Annotated in this window: 13 protein-coding genes and 1 pseudogene; 5 read left to right on the top strand and 9 right to left on the bottom strand. The window is 70.2% G+C overall.

The window, feature by feature from the left end; all coding sequences use genetic code 11:
* Positions 1 to 33 precede the first annotated feature (33 nt).
* Entirely contained in the window at positions 34 to 837 is an 804-nt protein-coding gene (locus tag IE307_RS06075; RefSeq protein ID WP_191296553.1) for an SDR family NAD(P)-dependent oxidoreductase, read from the bottom strand.
* Between the two features lie 134 nt (positions 838 to 971).
* Between IE307_RS06075 and IE307_RS06070 the strand changes: the two genes are divergently transcribed.
* The 4 genes and pseudogenes from IE307_RS06070 to vanX all read left to right on the top strand — a co-directional run bounded on the left by IE307_RS06070 (position 972) and on the right by vanX (position 4,234).
* Positions 972 to 1,610 carry a TetR/AcrR family transcriptional regulator gene (locus tag IE307_RS06070; protein WP_191296552.1) on the top strand — a complete coding sequence of 213 codons (639 nt, stop codon included), beginning with the start codon at positions 972 to 974 and terminating at the stop codon, positions 1,608 to 1,610.
* Positions 1,611 to 1,679: 69 nt separating this feature from the next.
* The gene (locus IE307_RS06065; protein ID WP_191296551.1) at positions 1,680 to 2,645 is read left to right on the top strand and encodes a D-isomer specific 2-hydroxyacid dehydrogenase family protein; all 966 of its coding nucleotides are present in this window, start codon (positions 1,680 to 1,682) and stop codon (positions 2,643 to 2,645) included.
* A complete protein-coding gene (locus IE307_RS06060; protein WP_191296550.1) occupies positions 2,638 to 3,630 on the top strand; it encodes a D-alanine--D-alanine ligase family protein in 993 nt (330 codons plus the stop codon). The genes IE307_RS06065 and IE307_RS06060 overlap by 8 nt, the downstream gene beginning before the upstream one ends.
* Positions 3,627 to 4,234, top strand: a pseudogene (gene vanX / locus IE307_RS06055) (D-Ala-D-Ala dipeptidase VanX). The gene IE307_RS06060 and the pseudogene vanX overlap by 4 nt, the downstream one beginning before the upstream one ends.
* Here vanX and IE307_RS06050 read toward each other — a convergent pair.
* The 5 genes from IE307_RS06050 to IE307_RS06030 all read right to left on the bottom strand — a co-directional run bounded on the left by IE307_RS06050 (position 4,198) and on the right by IE307_RS06030 (position 9,339).
* The gene (locus tag IE307_RS06050) at positions 4,198 to 4,827 is read right to left on the bottom strand and encodes a hypothetical protein (protein WP_191296549.1); all 630 of its coding nucleotides are present in this window, start codon (positions 4,825 to 4,827) and stop codon (positions 4,198 to 4,200) included. The pseudogene vanX and the gene IE307_RS06050 overlap by 37 nt on opposite strands.
* A 78-nt stretch (positions 4,828 to 4,905) precedes the next feature.
* Positions 4,906 to 5,856 (bottom strand): polyphosphate kinase 2, encoded by a 951-nt coding sequence (gene ppk2 / locus IE307_RS06045; RefSeq protein WP_229904453.1) that lies wholly within the window; start codon positions 5,854 to 5,856, stop codon positions 4,906 to 4,908.
* A gap of 53 nt (positions 5,857 to 5,909) precedes the next feature.
* Positions 5,910 to 6,635: a polyprenol monophosphomannose synthase gene (locus IE307_RS06040; protein WP_191296547.1), complete on the bottom strand. Its 726-nt coding sequence runs from the start codon at positions 6,633 to 6,635 to the stop codon at positions 5,910 to 5,912.
* Positions 6,636 to 6,693: 58 nt separating this feature from the next.
* Positions 6,694 to 7,482 (bottom strand): lipoyl protein ligase domain-containing protein, encoded by a 789-nt coding sequence (locus tag IE307_RS06035; RefSeq protein WP_191296546.1) that lies wholly within the window; start codon positions 7,480 to 7,482, stop codon positions 6,694 to 6,696.
* A 24-nt stretch (positions 7,483 to 7,506) separates the two neighbouring features.
* Positions 7,507 to 9,339 carry a sigma-70 family RNA polymerase sigma factor gene (locus IE307_RS06030; protein WP_191296545.1) on the bottom strand — a complete coding sequence of 611 codons (1,833 nt, stop codon included), beginning with the start codon at positions 9,337 to 9,339 and terminating at the stop codon, positions 7,507 to 7,509.
* Positions 9,340 to 9,565: 226 nt separating this feature from the next.
* Here IE307_RS06030 and IE307_RS06025 point away from each other — a divergent pair, with 226 nt between their 5' ends.
* On the top strand, positions 9,566 to 12,349 hold the full coding sequence (locus IE307_RS06025; RefSeq protein WP_229904452.1) for an AfsR/SARP family transcriptional regulator: 2,784 nt from the start codon (positions 9,566 to 9,568) through the stop codon (positions 12,347 to 12,349).
* On the opposite strand, the gene IE307_RS06020 is transcribed toward IE307_RS06025, so the two are convergent.
* From IE307_RS06020 to IE307_RS06010, 3 genes are all read right to left on the bottom strand, one after another.
* Positions 12,327 to 12,758: a Calx-beta domain-containing protein gene (locus IE307_RS06020; protein ID WP_191296544.1), complete on the bottom strand. Its 432-nt coding sequence runs from the start codon at positions 12,756 to 12,758 to the stop codon at positions 12,327 to 12,329. The two genes, IE307_RS06025 and IE307_RS06020, sit on opposite strands and share 23 nt — an antisense overlap.
* Positions 12,759 to 12,819: 61 nt before the next feature.
* Positions 12,820 to 13,761 carry a hypothetical protein gene (locus IE307_RS06015; protein WP_191296543.1) on the bottom strand — a complete coding sequence of 314 codons (942 nt, stop codon included), beginning with the start codon at positions 13,759 to 13,761 and terminating at the stop codon, positions 12,820 to 12,822.
* 77 nt (positions 13,762 to 13,838) lie between these two features.
* On the bottom strand, positions 13,839 to 15,326 hold the full coding sequence (locus tag IE307_RS06010) for an ArnT family glycosyltransferase (RefSeq protein WP_229904451.1): 1,488 nt from the start codon (positions 15,324 to 15,326) through the stop codon (positions 13,839 to 13,841).
* Positions 15,327 to 15,486 lie beyond the last annotated feature (160 nt).

Raw genomic sequence — 15,486 nt, 5'->3', positions numbered from 1 at the left:
CGGGACTCTCCGTTCTTCAGAACGGAGAGAAAGTCAAATCCCCATTCCGCCGTCGACGGGAAGACCCGCACCGGTGATGAACTTCGAGGCGTCGGACGCGAGGAACACGACCGCGTCGGCCATGTCGTCGACCTGCCCGAGCCGGCCGAGCGGCGTGAGCTCCACGACCGCGCCGACGGCGGCCTCGACCGAGGGGAAGAGGCCGAGCTGGGCGCAGTCGACGGCCAGCTGGTTGCCCATCGCGGTGGGCGTGAGGCCGGGGTAGATGCAGTTCACGCGCACGCCGTAGCCGAGCTTGCCCGACTCCGCGGCCGCGACCCTGGTCAGCCGGTCGATGGCGGACTTGGTCGCCGAGTAGACGCTGATGCCGGGGAAGGCGATGGTCGCCGCGACGGACGCGATGCTGATGATCGAGCCGCCGTTGCCCGCCGCGCCGCCGGGACGCATCGCGCGCAGGCCGTGCTTCAGGCCGAGCGCGGTGCCCAGCACGTTCACGTCGAGCATCTTGCGAACGTCGGCGGGGTCGAGCTCGGTGATCAGGCTGGTGATCTCGATGCCCGCGTTGTTCACGAGGATGTCGAGGCCGCCGAGCGCGTCGGTGGCCGTGCTCACCGCGGAGGCCCAGCTCGCGTCGTCGGTGACGTCCAACGGCACGAACTCCGCCGTGGCGCCTGAGTCGCGCAACGCCTGAGCGGTCTGCTTGCCCTCGTCCTCCAGGACGTCTCCGATCAGAACCGACGCCCCGGCCTGCGCCAGAGCCGCCGCCATGCCGGCGCCCAGCCCTCGTGCACCGCCGGTGACCAGCGCTTTTCGTCCGCTCAGCTGATAACTCGTCATTGAGTCGCCTCCTCGGTGAGTTGGCTCACACACTAGTTATTCCTTGACAGTCGTCAAGTTTTTCTTTGACAACTGTCCAAGATTTTTTGGACGAATGGTCAAGGTTTGTCGCAGTGAGCGGTAGGCTCCGGGGCGTGACAGAAGTCGCTCAGCGCAAGCAGACCCGGATCTCGCGCCGGCAGGTCGACAAGTTCGACGCCCGGCGGACCGAACTCGCCGTGGCGACGCTGCACACCCTGGCCGAACTGGGGTACGCCCGGACGAGCCTGCGGGAGATCGCGCAGAACTCCGAGTTCTCCCACGGCGTGCTGCACTACTACTTCGCGGACAAGCGCGACCTGATCACCGAGGCGGTCCGCCAGTACGAGGTGGTCTGCGTGACGCGCTACGACGAGGTCGTGGCGCGTGCGAAGTCCGCGGGCCAGCTGCGCGACGAGTTCGTGGCGATGTTCTTCGACACCCTCGAGAAGGACGCGATCCTGCACCGCCTCTGGTACGACCTGCGCAACCAGAGCCTGTTCGACGAGTCGTTCCGCGCCGCCGTGCTGGAGATCGACAGCCACCGCGAGGCCATGGTGTGGCGGGTGGTCAGCCGCTACGCCGAACTGGTCGGCGGCACCCCCGCCGCCTCGGCGTCCATGATCTACCTGACGCTCGACGGCATCTTCCAGAGGGCTTTGCTGCACCACCTCTCGGGCAATGCCGACACCGTCGCGCAATTGCGCGTGGAACTGCCCGCCGCCGTCGGTCTCTTGGTGACCGTCGCCGAATAACGGCCATATCGTTCGCGTATCGGCAATCGGATACGGAACGGCAACACCGTGTTCCCTTGACTCGGGGGCATGGCAACAGGCATCACGATCTACGGGTGCGAACAGGACGAAGCCGTCCTGTTCCGGATGATGGCACCCCTCTGCGGAGTGACGCCGACCATCACCGAGGCGCCGGTGTCCGAGGCCAACGCCGATCTGGCGTCCGGAAACCAGTGCGTCAGCGTCGGTCACAAAACCCCCGTCACGAATTCCGCGCTGCTGGCGCTGCGTCGCGCCGGCGTGCGGTACGTCTCCACCCGGAGCGTCGGCTTCGACCACATCGACGCCCAGCACGCCGAGGGCCTGGGCATCACGGTCGGGAACGTCGCCTACTCGCCGGACGCCGTCGCCGACTACACCGTCATGTTGACGCTGATGGTCCTGCGCGACGCGAAGTCCGTCCTCCGGCGCGCTGACCTGCACGACTACCGGCTCGGTGACGTACGCGGCCGGGAGTTGCGGGACCTGACGATCGGCGTGATCGGGACCGGGCGCATCGGTGTGGCGGTGATGGACCGGCTGCGCGGCTTCGGTTGCGGGGTGCTGGCTTTCGACAGCCGTCCGCGCAACTCCGCCGACCACGTGCCGCTGGACGACCTGCTGCGGGTGAGCGACGTCGTCACGCTGCACACGCCGTTGAACGCGGGAACGCACCACCTCCTCGACCGCGACCGCATCGGGCTGATGAAAGACGGCGCGATCGTCGTCAACACCGGACGCGGTCCGCTCATCGACACCAAAGCGCTCGTCGAGGCGCTGGAAAGCGGAAAGCTTGGCGGCGCCGCACTGGACGTGCTCGAAGGCGAAGAAGGAATCTTCTACGCCGACTGCCGAGCGAGGAATCTCGATGGCGAACCGGTGCCCCGGCTGCAGAAGATGCCGAACGTGATCGTCAGCCCGCACACCGCCTATTACACCGACCACGCCCTGAGCGACGTCGTGGAAAACACTCTGATCAACTGCCTGAGCTTCGAAAACGGGGGAACGCATGATTAGCATCGGGATTCTTTTCGGCGGGTCGTTCGAGGAGCACCCCGTCTCGGTGAAGTCCGCGCGGGAGGTCGCGCGGAGCCTTGACACCACGAGGTACGACCCGCACTGGATCAAGATCACGCGCGGCGGCGACTGGAGGCTGTGCGCGGGTCCGGACGCGGAGGACGGCCGCCCGGTCGTGCTCTCGCCGGACGGACTGCTCGTCCTGGGCGACGGGCGGTTCGAGACGATCGAACTGGACGTCGCGTTCCCCGTGCTGCACGGCAGGCTCGGCGAGGACGGCGCGGTGCAGGGGCTGCTGGAGCTGTCCGGCATCCCGTACGTCGGTTGTGACGTCCAGAGTTCCGCGCTGTGCATGGACAAGGCGCTCACGTACCTCGTCGCGCGCGGCGCCGGGGTGGCGACGCCGAACTTCTGGACCGGCAGCCCCGTCTCGCCGACGTACCCGGTCTTCGTGAAGCCGGCCAGGTCGGGTTCGTCGTTCGGCGTGACCAAGGTGTCCGCGGAACACGAGCTGCCCGACGCCGTCGAGGTCGCGCGGCACTACGACTCGAAGGTGCTGGTAGAGGAGGCGGTGATCGGCAGCGAGATCGGCTGCGCGGTCCTCGGCGACGGCGAGGACCTGGTCGTCGGTGAACTGGACAGGGTCGCCCTGACCCACGGGTTCTTCCGGATCCACCAGGAGGCCGCGCCGGAGACCGGTTCGGAGAACTCGGCCTTCGTCGTGCCCGCCGACATCCCGGAGGAGTCGCGAGCACGCGTCCGCGAGACGGCCGAGATCGTCTACCGCGCGCTGGGCTGCTCTGGACTCGCGCGGGTGGACATGTTCCTGACGCCGGACGGGACGGTCGTCCTCAACGAGGTCAACACCATGCCCGGCCTGACCTCGTACAGCCGCTACCCGAGGATGATGGCCGCCGCCGGACTGCCGCTCGGCGACGTGATCGACCGTCTGGTCTCCCTGGCGCTGAAGGGAAAACGCCGGTGAACGCCGACTTCGTCTTCGTGGACGAACACGCCCCGGGCATCCGCTGGGACGCCAAGTACGCCACGTGGGACAACTTCACCGGCAAACCCGTCGACGGTTACCTGGTCAACCGCGTCGCCGGCACCACGGCCCTGTGTTCTGCCTTGGTGATGGCGCACGAGAAGGCGGAATCACTCGGCTTCGGCCTGCTGCTGTGGGACGGCTACCGCCCGCAACGCGCCGTCGACTGCTTCGTGCGCTGGGCGGAGCAACCGGAGGACGGCCGGTCGAAGGCGCGCCACCACCCGAACATCACCAGGGCCGAGATGTTCGAACTCGGTTACGTGGCCGCGAGATCAGGCCACAGCCGGGGCAGCACCGTCGATCTCACGCTCCACCACCTGGACACCGGTGAACTCGTGCCGATGGCGGTGGCCACGACCTGATGGACCCGATCTCGCACCACGGTGCCGTCGGCGTCGGCGAGGCCGAGGCGGCGAATCGCCGGCACCTGTGTTCGATCATGGAGGCGTGCGGGTTCCGGCGCTACGACAACGAGTGGTGGCACTACACATTGGCCGACGAGCCCTACCCGGACACGTACTTCGACTTCCCGCTCGGCTGAGCGAGGTCGGAGATCACGGCGCCCTGCTCGTCGAGCACGCGAATGCTCGGAACGTCCTGCGCGTCCACGGAGATCACGATCCGCGGCCTGCCCTTCGAGTCGTTGAGCGCGAGCACCGCGCCGTCCGCCGTCGACCAGACCAGCTCGACCCTGGTCGGGGTCGGCGGTGTCTGCTCGACGGGCAGGCCGGGATCCGGCATCTGCTTGAAGAACAACGCCGTCGCACCCTGCCGGCCCTGCCACCGGGTGGCCAGCGTGAGCGCCTGCGCGTTGACGTAGTCGAGCGAGAAGCTGGCCTCCGACGCACCCGCGACGACACCTCCGCGTTCGGAGCCGTTCTCGTCGTTGAAGATCAGGTAGGTGCCGTGCTCCGGTCCCTGCCGCTGCTCTGCGGGGATCACCCCGCCGCCGATGAGGATCGGCGGGCGGCGGGTGTCCGCGAGCAGCCGTTGCCTGCCCCTGTTGTCGCGCACCGTGAAGGAGTGCGTCCCCCGTGGCTCGGCTTCGGCAGCGGCGGGGGTGGCGACGACGGTCGCGGTGGCGGCGAGGGCGGCACCGCGCAGGGCGGTGCGCCTCGACAGCGGGGAAGTCATGCGGACCAGTCAACCGGTGATCCTCGTGATGATCACGGGGGTGGGCCGGAGTCGTCGTGGTGGGGCTGTCCCCACGGTTCAGGGGTGCAGGCCCGGTCCGAGTTCCGTGCTGGGCGCGATGGGCGTGGGGCTGAGCGCGGTGTCGTCCTCGCCGTCCTCCAGCAGCGTGGCCGCGGGGCCGACGACCCGCACGTCCGGGATGCCGACCACGTCAGGATCCTTGTCGTCGTAGTCGAAGCGGGCTAAGACGCTGCGCATGGCCTCGATCCGGGCGCGCTTCTTGTCGTTGCTCTTGACCACGGTCCACGGCGCGATCTCGGTGTCCGTGGAGCGCAGCATCGCGACCTTGGCCTCGGTGTAGTCGTCCCAGCGGTCGAGCGACTTGATGTCGTTGGGACTGAGCTTCCACTGGCGCACCGGGTCGATCTGCCGGATGACGAACCGGGTGCGCTGTTCGTTGCGCGACACGGAGAACCACAGCTTCACCAGCAGGACGCCGTCCTCGACGAGCATCCGCTCGAACTCCGGCGCCTGCTTCATGAACAGGTCGTACTCGTCCTGGGTGCAGTACCCCATGACGTGCTCGACGACGGCGCGGTTGTACCAGGACCGGTCGAACAGCACGATCTCGCCCGCGGTCGGGAGCTCGCGGACGTAGCGCTGGAAGTACCACTCGCCCCGTTCGCGCTCGGTCGGCTTGTCGAGCGCGACCGTGCGCGCGCCGCGGGGGTCGAGGTTCTCGGTGAACCGCTTGATGGTGCCGCCCTTGCCCGCGGCGTCGCGGCCCTCGAAGAGGATCACGACGCGCTGCCCGGTGTCCGCGACCCAGTGCTGCAGCTTCAGCAGCTCGATCTGCATCAACCGCTTGAGCCGTTCGTACTCGGGCCGCGGCATCCGTTCGGTGAAGGGGTAGTTCTCCTGCCAGGTCAGCACTTCGTTGCCGTCGGCGTCGCGGAGAACGGGTTCGTCGGCGTCCGGGAACTCGGCGGTGTAGCCCTCGACGAGCAGGTCCGCGGGGAGGGGAGTCACGTCGGTCACGGAATCGTACATACCCGACGTAAAGGCACGGAAAACCGAACTGGTCAGCTCCTCTTGAACAGGAGTTTCCACGGCATGATCGCGGACTCCAGCTGCACCGCGAAACTCATCTTCGACGCGCCCTCGGCACGTTCGTCGAACCGGATCGGGACCTCGGCGATCCGCATCCCGCGCCGCACCACGCGGTGGTTCATCTCGACCTGGAACGCGTACCCGTTGCTGCGCACCGAGGCGACGTCGATCCGCCGGAGGGTGGCGGCGCGCCAGGCCTTGAAACCCGCGGTCGCGTCCTTGACGCGCAGCCGCAGGATCGCGTTGACGTAGAAGTTCGCCCACGCGGAGAGCGCCTTGCGGTGCCACTTCCACTCGTCGGCCACCGAACCGCCCGGCACGTAACGGGAACCGAGGACGACCGCCGCGTCGGTGGTGCGCAGCACCTCGACCATGGCGGGGATGGTGCCGGCCGGGTGGGAGAGGTCGGCGTCCATCTGGACGACCACGTCGGCGCCCTCGTCGAGGGCGCGCAGGATTCCGGCCACGTAGGCGCGGCCGAGGCCGTTCTTCTCCCTGCGGTGCAGGACGGAGAGCGGCAACGGGCCGTTGGCCGCGAGGTCGTCCGCCACCGCGCCCGTGCCGTCGGGTGAGTCGTCGTCGACCACGAGGACGTGCAGGCCCGGCAGGTCGAGGCCCGCGAGCAGGCCGACGAGCACGGGCAGGTTCTCCCGCTCGTCGTAGGTCGGCACGACCACGGTCACTTTGAGCTGTTCCACCGTCACCTCCGGGAGTACACCGGCAAACGGGCGGCGATGTGATCATTTGCCGGAACTTTCACAACTTCTCCACGACGGGGTGCGCACGCGTCCAGTCGTCGACGTGGAACGGCGAACCGCCCGTCGCGGTCGACGCGTGCGCGACCGCCCAGGCCGGCAACGACCCGTCGGTCAGGTCCAGCCGCCGGCGGTAGTCCGCGACGAACGCCGCGGCGACATCGGCGGCGGTCAGCGCGGGGGAGTAGTCGGCCAGACCGGCGATGGAGCTCTCTCTCAGGTCGTAGCCGAGTGCCTTCGACACGTCAATGATCACCGCGCGCACCCGGTCCGGGACGACGACCTGGACGACCGTGCTGAACAGGGAACCGGTGGAGGTGACGCGCTGGGCCGAGCCCACGACCTTCGTGTCCCCGCCGACGTTGATGCTGTACTCGCCGGGGCAGTACTCGCCCTCCACCTCGCCGATGCGGGCGTCGACGCCACCGAGTTCGCGCAGCACCCGCACGTGGCTCTCGGCGTTCGCGGCGAAGGTCGCGCTGCCCGCGTGGCGGATGTCCGTGGTGCTGTCGAGGTGGTCGATCACGACGGCGCCGCCGTCGTAGGCGACCATCCGCCCGCCCGGCGACCTGACCACCGGCTCGAACCCCGCAGCGCGAGCCAGCGAGGTGGCCTCGGTGATGCCGGGCGAGCGGAGGTCGCGGCCGCTGAACGCGACGGTGGGGCCCTGGGGCACGTAGATGTGGACGAGCTGGGACCACGGTGCGTTGGGTGTGCGCAGCAGCAGCGCCGGGACCACGAGTTCGGTGATCGCGTTCCCGGCGCTGCCGGACACCAGCAGTTTCTCCACGCCGTGATTCTCGGTCACGCCGTGTCAGCCCGCGTCGCGGTATGCCGCTCCCGCCTGGTTCGGGGTGCCGCCGGGCGCGTAGAGACCGGTGCCGGGCTTGTCGGCGGGCAGGGCGAACCACGCGTAGCGCTCGACGTACGGGAGGCCCTGCATCATGGCGCTGGAGCCGCGGGCGAACGCCGCGAGCTGGTCCTGCGTCGGGAAGCGGGCCGTGCCGCCGGAGAAGTCGATCAGCGCGTACTCGGTGAGCCAGATCGGTTTGCCGTACTTGGCGTGCACCGCGGAGAGGTAGTTCTTCAGGTGGCCGACGGCCGCCTCGCTGAAGTCCGAGCCGTACCAGTGCACCGCGATGAAGTCGACGCGCAGACCGCGTTGCGCCGCACCGGTCATGAACCTGTCGAGCCAGCCGCCCGCCTTGTCGCCGCTGTGCGCGACGGCGGGGCTGCCGAGCCGCAGCCCGGTCGCCTGCAGCTTCGGCCACAGGTCGAGCGCCTGCTCGGGCGTCATGTTCGCCTGGTCGGGGAAGTCCGGCTCGTTGAACCCGAGCAGCACCTTGCCGTTCGCCTTCGCACGGGCGAGCGTCGCGTCGTCGGTGAACTTCGTGCCCCAGATCATCGGCACGAACTCGACGTTCGGCGGCGTCGCGATGCCGTCCGTCTGCGCCGCCCAGTTGTAGTACCAGCCCGCGCGGACGTCGGTGAGCGCCTTGCCCACGCCGTCGAAGTTCCAGGTGCTGACGCCCTTCTTCACCGACGCCGTGACGGGGACGGCGGGCGGCACCGGCTTGGCGACCGTGGTGGTCGTGGGAGGCGCGGACGAGGGAGCGGACGACGACGAGGTGGTGGTGGGAGGCGGGGTGGTCGTCGTCGTGCTCTCCGAGGAGGTGACCGCGATCGGGCCGGCGGACGGCTCCCCGCCCGACGGCAGGACGGCGACCACGACGCCGGTGACCAGCACCGTCGCCGCGGCGGCCGACACGACCTTCGCCATCGTCCCCTTGAACAGCAGACCGAGCTTGCCGCTCGTCACGGGGTCAGCGCCGACCGGCGACACGGACACCTGGGACCCGGCCAGCGTGGACGGCTCGAACGTGAACGCGGCGGGCAGCGGCACCAGTGGCAGCCGCGCGAGCAGCCCCTCGACGGACGCCAGGTCGCGCCCGCAGCGCTCGCACCGGACGCAGTCGCGGCTGTGCCGGGCGATGCGCTTGCGCCACAACGGGCTGGGCACGCCGTCCCACTCCGCCACGATGTACGCCAGTTCAGGACAGCGCGGCGTCCGCTCCAGCGTCCGCACGACGATCCGTGCGGCGTCGAGCTGGGCCTTGACCCGCTGCACGCGCACGGCGGTGTGCTGAGTGGTCAGCTCCAGCGCGTTCGCGACCTCCGCGCGGGTCAGCCGTCCGGCCGCCTCGAGCCACCACAGGGACAGCAGCTCGCGCTCGTCCTCGCTCAGCCAGCGGGTGGCCGTGACGACCTCGCGGCGCTGCCCGGACAGCTGCAGGCGCATGATCGTGAGGTCGACGAAGTCCGCACCGGGATCGGCGACGTCCTCCGGCACCGGACCGGTGATCGGCACGCGCAGGTGCTCGCGGTGCCGCAGGCGGATCTGGTTCATCGCGATCACGACGAGCCACGACCGGAACCCGGCGGGATCGCGCAGGCCGGGCAGCCCGTGCACCGCCCTGAGCATGGTCTCCTGGACCACGTCGTCGGTGTCCGGGTGCCCGCCCAGCGCGTGCCCGACGATGTTGTAGACCAGTGGCAGGTATCCGCTCACCAGGTCGTCCAACGCGCGCTGGTCGCCGTCGCGCGCGGCCACCACCGTCGCGACGCCGGGTTCCTCCGGTGCTGCCATGCCCACCTCACCTGCCGGTCCGCTGTGTTCTCCTGACCAGGAGATGTGCGGGGCGACCGGCGATAACAGAAAATTTCGGGGCGGATGAACCGCGTCCGCCCCGGCAGGGGCTTTCTAGCCGACGCGGGCAGGTCTGACCAGTGCGGGGGGCCGTCCGGCGAATTGCCGGTTCTGTCCCACGAACAGCGCTGCCACCAGCGAAATCCGGCCGTTAACGTAACGCCACGTGCGTGTAACAGCTGGTGAGGTGCGGATTCTCGGTCCGGTCGAGGTGTGCGGCCCGCACGGCCGCGCGGTGCTGACCGGGGCGAGGCAGCGCAGCATCGTCGCGGTGCTGGCCCTGCGCGCGGGCACACCGGTCCCCGTCGACCGCCTCGTCGACGTCCTGTGGGGCGAGGATCCGCCGCGCACGGCCGTGCGGTCGTTGCACAGCCATGTCGCACGCGTGCGGCAGGCGCTCGCCGACTGCGGGCTGCCCGGCGCCCTGCTCACCAAGCCCGGCGGCTACCAGCTGGACGCGTCCGTCGACGCGGAGGCGTTCGCGCGGACCAGGGATCTCGGGCTGTGGCGGGGCGAGCCGCTGGCGGGCACCGAGCTGTTCGGGTGGGGCCGGGCGGAGATCGACCGGTTGCGGGAGCAGCGGCTCGCGGCGCTGGAGGCGCACTGGGGCGAGCGGCTCGACCGGCCCGACGCCGTCGAGGAGCTGGAACGGCTCGTGGTCGGCCACCCGACCAGGGAACGGCTCGTGGGCCTGCTGATGCGGGCGTTGCACCGCGACGGCAGGCACGCGGACGCGCTGGAGGTGTTCCGAAGACTCAGGCGCAGGCTCGCCGACGAGCTCGGCGTGGACCCCGGCCCCGACCTCACCTCACTGCACACCGCCATCCTGCGCCGCGACCCCGCCCTGCACAGCGCGAGACCGGCCCAGCTGCCGGCCCGCGCCGGGCACTTCACCGGCCGTGCCGCCGAGTTCGCCGCCCTCGCGGACCTGCCGCCGATCGTCGTGGTCTCCGGTGTCGCGGGCGTCGGCAAGACCACCTTCGCCGTCGAGTGGGCGCGCCGCGTCGCCGGCCGCTTCCCGGACGGGCAGGTGTTCCTGGACCTGCAACGCCTCACGCCCGCCCAGGCGCTCACCGAGATGCTGCACGGGCTCGGTGTTCCCGCGGACCGCGTGCCCGCCGATCCGGCCCCGCTGTACCGGACGTTGTTGCACGGCAAGCGGGTGCTCATCCTGCTGGACGACGTGCGCCGTGCGCGGGACGTGCTGCCGCTCGTGCCGGGCGACCAGGGCAACCTGCTGCTGATCACGAGCCGTGACGCGCTGTCGGCGCTCGGCACCCGCCACGCCGTGCACACCGTCAGCCTCGACCTGCTCACCGACCCCGAGGCGCACGACCTGCTGACCGGCATCCTCGGTGAGGAGCGCGTGAGCGCCGAACCCGGTGCCACGGCGGAGCTGGTGGTCCACTGTGGACGGCTACCGTTGGCGTTGCGCATCGCGGCAGCGCGTCTCGCGATCAGGCCCGGCCGTCGGATCGCCGACCTGGTGCGGGAGCTGAGCCGCAACGACCCGCTGGACGTGCTGACGGTCGACGGCGACGATCGCACGGTCCGGACCGTGTTCGCCAGCGCGCACCGCACGCTGAGCCCGCAGGCGGCGCGGCTGTTCCGCGTGCTCGGCGAGCACCCCGGCGCGAGCTTCCCCGCCGACCTCGCCGACGCGATGGGGCCGGGCCTCGACGAGCTCGTCGCGTCGCACCTCGTCAGCGAGATGGGCAACGGCCGGTACGCCCTGCACGACCTGATCCGGCTGTTCGCCCGGCAGAGCGGCGACATCGGCGACGGCGTGGCGCGCCTGCTCGACCGCTACCTGACGATCGCGCACGCGGCGGGGGAGGTGCTCAACCCACGCCACGACCTCGTGTCGCGGACGCGCTCGGACGACCTCCCGTTCACCGCCGACCGCGTCGAGGTGCTCGCCTACCTCGACGCCGAACGCGACAACGTGCTGCACGTGATCCGGCTGGCCGCCCGCGAGAACCTGCACCGCGAGACGTGGCAGCTGGCGTACCTGCTGACGAGCTACTTCGAGGCGCGCGGCAACTGGGCTGCCCGCGTCGAGCAGTGCGAGCACGCCGTCCGCGCCGCCCGCGCGCTCGGTGACCAGCGCGCCGAGGCGGAAATGCTGCGGGGACAGGGGATCGCGCTGCAGATGACCTCGCGCATCGCCGAAGCCATGGTGGTGCAACGGGAAGCGCTCGGCCTGGTGCGCGAGGCGGGCGACCTGCGCGGGGAAGCGCGGCTGCACAACAACATCGCCAACGCGCACTCCGAGCTGAGGGAGTTCGACCGGGCCCTGGAGTCCTACCGCGCGGCGATGGACGTGCACGGCGCGGCGGGTGACGAGGTGGGTGTTGCGCTGGCCCGGCGCAACCTCGGGTACACCTACGTCCGGATGGGCCGCCCGGAGCTGGCCGCCGAGCCGTTGTTCGCGGCGCTGGAGACCTTCCGCGCCCGGGAGAACCGGCGGCTGGAGGCGGCGACGCTGATGACGCTGGGCAACGCCTTCCACCACCTCGCCGACCTCGAACCGGCGTTGCGCTACTTCGGCGACGCCCTGCGGATCAGCAGGGAGATCACCGACCACCGCTTCGAGGCCGACGCGCTGAGCGGTCTCGGCGTCACCCAGCTCGCGCTCGGAGATCCCGCTGTGGCAAGGGAATGCCTCACCGGTGCGCTCGCGGTGTGCCGCATGCTCGGCGACGGGCACCGCGAGGCGTCGACGTTGCGCCAGCTGGGCGAGGCCGAGCTGGCGCTGGGCGACCTCACCGCGGCCCGCGAGCACCTCACCGCCGCCCTGGAGGCCAGGACCCAGGCGCCGGACGGGTTCGAGCTGGCCCAGGTCCACCGCACGTTCGCCGGCCTGGAGGGCCGGTCCGGGCGGTGGACCGGGGCATCCCGGCACCTGGCTCAGGCCGTCACGCTGTTCACCTCTTGCCGCCGATCGTGAACACCGCCACCCGCTTGCCGATCTGACCGTTCTTCACCGACGTGATCTCGAGGGTGAACTGCTTGCTCTGATCCGTCACGCGCAGCACCCGGTACGGCACACCGGCCCTGGTTTGACCGGCCTTGATCGTGACCGTTCCGCGAGGCGCGGCCTTGTAGTCCTCGCCCTGCTTCGCGGTCCCGTCGACGAACCTGTACGCCACCTCGACGTCCTGCTGCGCCACCTCGACGCCCTGCTGCGCCGCGCCGCCCCGCAGGGCCAGCACCGCTGTGTACGAATCCGCCTTCTCGTGCACCGGACCGTCGATCGCGTCCACGACGACCGGGCAGTCCGGCGGGTCGCAGGACGCTGCTCCGTGCGCGGGCACGATCCCGAGCAGAAGCAGCAACAACACCATGATGGTCTTCATTGACAACCCTTTCGGTGGGTCCGTCTCCGAGTAACGGAGACGGACCCACCGGGGTTGATACTCAGTCCTTCTCGTTGATCAGGTACTGGGCTCCGCCGAGGTCCGCGCCCTGGGCGTCGGTCTGGCGCACGTGCAGCTCCGCCGGGCCGGCCTCCCGGTCGGTCGCGAAGGTCAGCGCCGTCTCGACGCGTTCGTCGCCCTTGAGCGTCAGACCGTCGAAACGGGCCTTCGCGTCGACGACCTGGAACTGCGTCTCACCGACCTGCTTCACGCCGGTCGCCCTGCCTCCCGCGGCCTTCCAGCGCGCCGTGAGCTCCTGGCCGAGGTCGAACGTCACCGTGCCGGCGAACGGACGGGGCTGCTCGAAGATCAGGTTCTGCCGGGCGTCGCCGCGCTCGGGGTTGCCGATCGTGTACGGCACGCGGACCGGCTCGTTCGGCCGGACCCGCACGGAGTCGACGTTGCGCCACGCGATGTTGTTGTTGCGCTGGGCGTTCTGCTGGGTGTTGCTGGTCTCGGCGAACGTCATCGGGTCGGCGTTCGACACCCAGCGGGCCAGCAGGCAGAAGTGCGCGGGGCCCGGCACGTTCCAGCCCGGCCAGGTGATCATGACCATCGTGCCGCTCACCGGCACGGTCGCGCCGGCGGTGCCGATGTAGGTCCAGCCGCCCGGCCACGCGGTGCCACCACCGAGGTTGCTGCGGTAGAGCAGGAGGCTGCCGTCGACGTTGCCGATGCCGCCCGGCTTCCGTCTCAGGTTGATGAAGACGTAGTTGTTGACGCCCACCACGGGGTTCTGCGACACGGCGCACGGCACCGGCGTCGTGCACACCTTGATGTCGGGGCTGTAGTAGATGCTGCCGGAGCTGGGCTCGTTGCCGACGTCGCTCACGTTGTCGCGGACGAAGACGTCGCGCTGGTACGCCGTGGCGCTGACGGCCGGCGCGATCAGCGTCGCGACCGCCAGCATCCCGGCCAGCACCGTCGCCAGTTTGGCTTTCACCATGGTCTCCCTCGGTTGTGGTCCTGCTGACCGAAGGAGTACCGGCGTGCTGTTGTGGCGAGGTTGTCGTGCTGTTGTCAGTACGCCCCGACGAGCCGGTAGCCGGGCCACAGCTCGGCCCACGACGCCCGCGGGCCGCGGCACACCGAGATGGGCCTGCCCTGTTCCGTGGTCTCGAGCCCGTACCCGTTGTCGATGCGCGCCACCACCGAGCACTCGCGGAAGTCCTGCGCCAGCCGGTCCTCCGCCACACCGACCGCGACCACGACGTCGGCTGTGTCCGGCGGTGGTCCCTGGAAGTAGAGCTCGTTGTGCCCGCTGTAGACGCGGGGGAGCGGGTGGTCGTCACGCATCCAGTGCAACGCGCCCGCCTCGCCGAAGTTCCGCGTCAGCACCACGGCACGCGAGCGTTCCCCGGCGGGCAACGTGGAGTAGGCGTCGGCCACCTGCCTGGCGATCCGCTCCCAGCCGATGGTCTCGGTCGTCAGGCTGGAGGCGGGGTACCGCACGAAGACCCGTGCCGGCAGCACCGGCAGGGAGACGACCACCTGCAGCACGGCGAAGACCGCGAACAGGGAGATCACCGCGGGCAACCGCTTCCGGCCCCGCGCGAGCCACTCGTCCACGAGCACGCACCCCGCGGCGATCAACGGCACCAGGTAGCCCTCGGTGTAGTCGATGCCGCTGGGCGCGATGGCGAGCACCAGCGCCGTGCCGAGGAGGTAGGCCGCGCCCAGCGCCCGGACCGGTCGCCACCGCGGGCGGCGCAGCACGCCCACCAGGCCCACGACCATCACCACGGCCACCACCGGCCCGGCCAGGATCGCGACGTCGAGCGGGAACATCAGCCCGTCGGTCCAGACACCCTCCGACAGCGCCCGCGCCATGACGAGCTGGGGCCAGCCGTTGACCGCCTGGTAGACGAAGTTCGGTGCGCTGATCACCAGCGTCAGTCCGGCGCCCGCCCACAGCCACGGGCTGCGCAGCTCCCGGCGCGGCCCCACGACCAGCAGCGCCAGCAGGAGCGTCACCGGCAGCAGGAGCACGACGTACTTGGCGTAGGTGGCCACACCGCACGTGATTCCGGCCGCCAGCCACCACCGGCCGTCCCCGCGCAGCAACGCCCGCAGCACGAACAGGGCCACCGCGCACCACGCGACGAGGTCCGGGCTGTTGGTCAGCAGGAAGTGGCTCATCACGAGCACCACGCCCGACGTGCCCGCGGCGGCCGCCGAGAAGACCTGCGCCCGCGGCCCGCCGCCGAGTTCCGCGGTGATCAGCGCGGCGAGCACGACGATCGCCAGACCGCACAGCAGGGCGGGCGCCCGGATGCCCCAGACCGTGTCGCCGAACAGCACCGAGCCCGCCTTGGCGAGCAGGGGCGCGAGCGGGGGCTGGTCGAAGTACCCCCAGCGCGGGCTGTCGCCCAGCATCCGGAAGTACAGCTCGTCGGCCGTGAGCCCGTAGTTCCCGGCGACCGGGAACACCAGGACCGCGAAGAGCCCTGCGACCACCGCCACCGGGCGTCGCGCCAGTGGGACGGCCGTGCCGTTCCGCGCTGCCACGCCCTGCACCGTCAACACCGGAATCGCTCCCCTCTTTGGTGACTCCGGAGCCACCGCCTCGGCGAGCGTACGCGAATAGAAACCTCCCACGATTAGACGCAGAGCGTCCGTAGCAGGTTCCCGAACACTTCGCGGCAGATTGACTTCGATTGTGGAGGAT

It is taken from the genome of Lentzea cavernae, from assembly GCF_014653695.1.
GTDB lineage: Bacteria > Actinomycetota > Actinomycetes > Mycobacteriales > Pseudonocardiaceae > Lentzea > Lentzea cavernae.
Note: the sequence above shows the minus strand (reverse complement) of the source record. Positions and strands in the feature narration are given on the sequence as shown.

Excerpts from the sequence above, each read along its gene's own strand:
- IE307_RS06075 (WP_191296553.1), bottom strand. The coding sequence starts at position 837 with ATGACGAGTTATCAGCTGAGCGGACGAAAAGCGCTGGTCACCGGCGGT.
- IE307_RS06065 (WP_191296551.1), top strand. The coding sequence starts at position 1,680 with ATGGCAACAGGCATCACGATCTACGGGTGCGAACAGGACGAAGCCGTC.
- IE307_RS06060 (WP_191296550.1), top strand. The coding sequence starts at position 2,638 with ATGATTAGCATCGGGATTCTTTTCGGCGGGTCGTTCGAGGAGCACCCC.
- IE307_RS06050 (WP_191296549.1), bottom strand. The coding sequence starts at position 4,827 with ATGACTTCCCCGCTGTCGAGGCGCACCGCCCTGCGCGGTGCCGCCCTC.
- IE307_RS06030 (WP_191296545.1), bottom strand. The coding sequence starts at position 9,339 with ATGGCAGCACCGGAGGAACCCGGCGTCGCGACGGTGGTGGCCGCGCGC.
- IE307_RS06020 (WP_191296544.1), bottom strand. The coding sequence starts at position 12,758 with ATGAAGACCATCATGGTGTTGTTGCTGCTTCTGCTCGGGATCGTGCCC.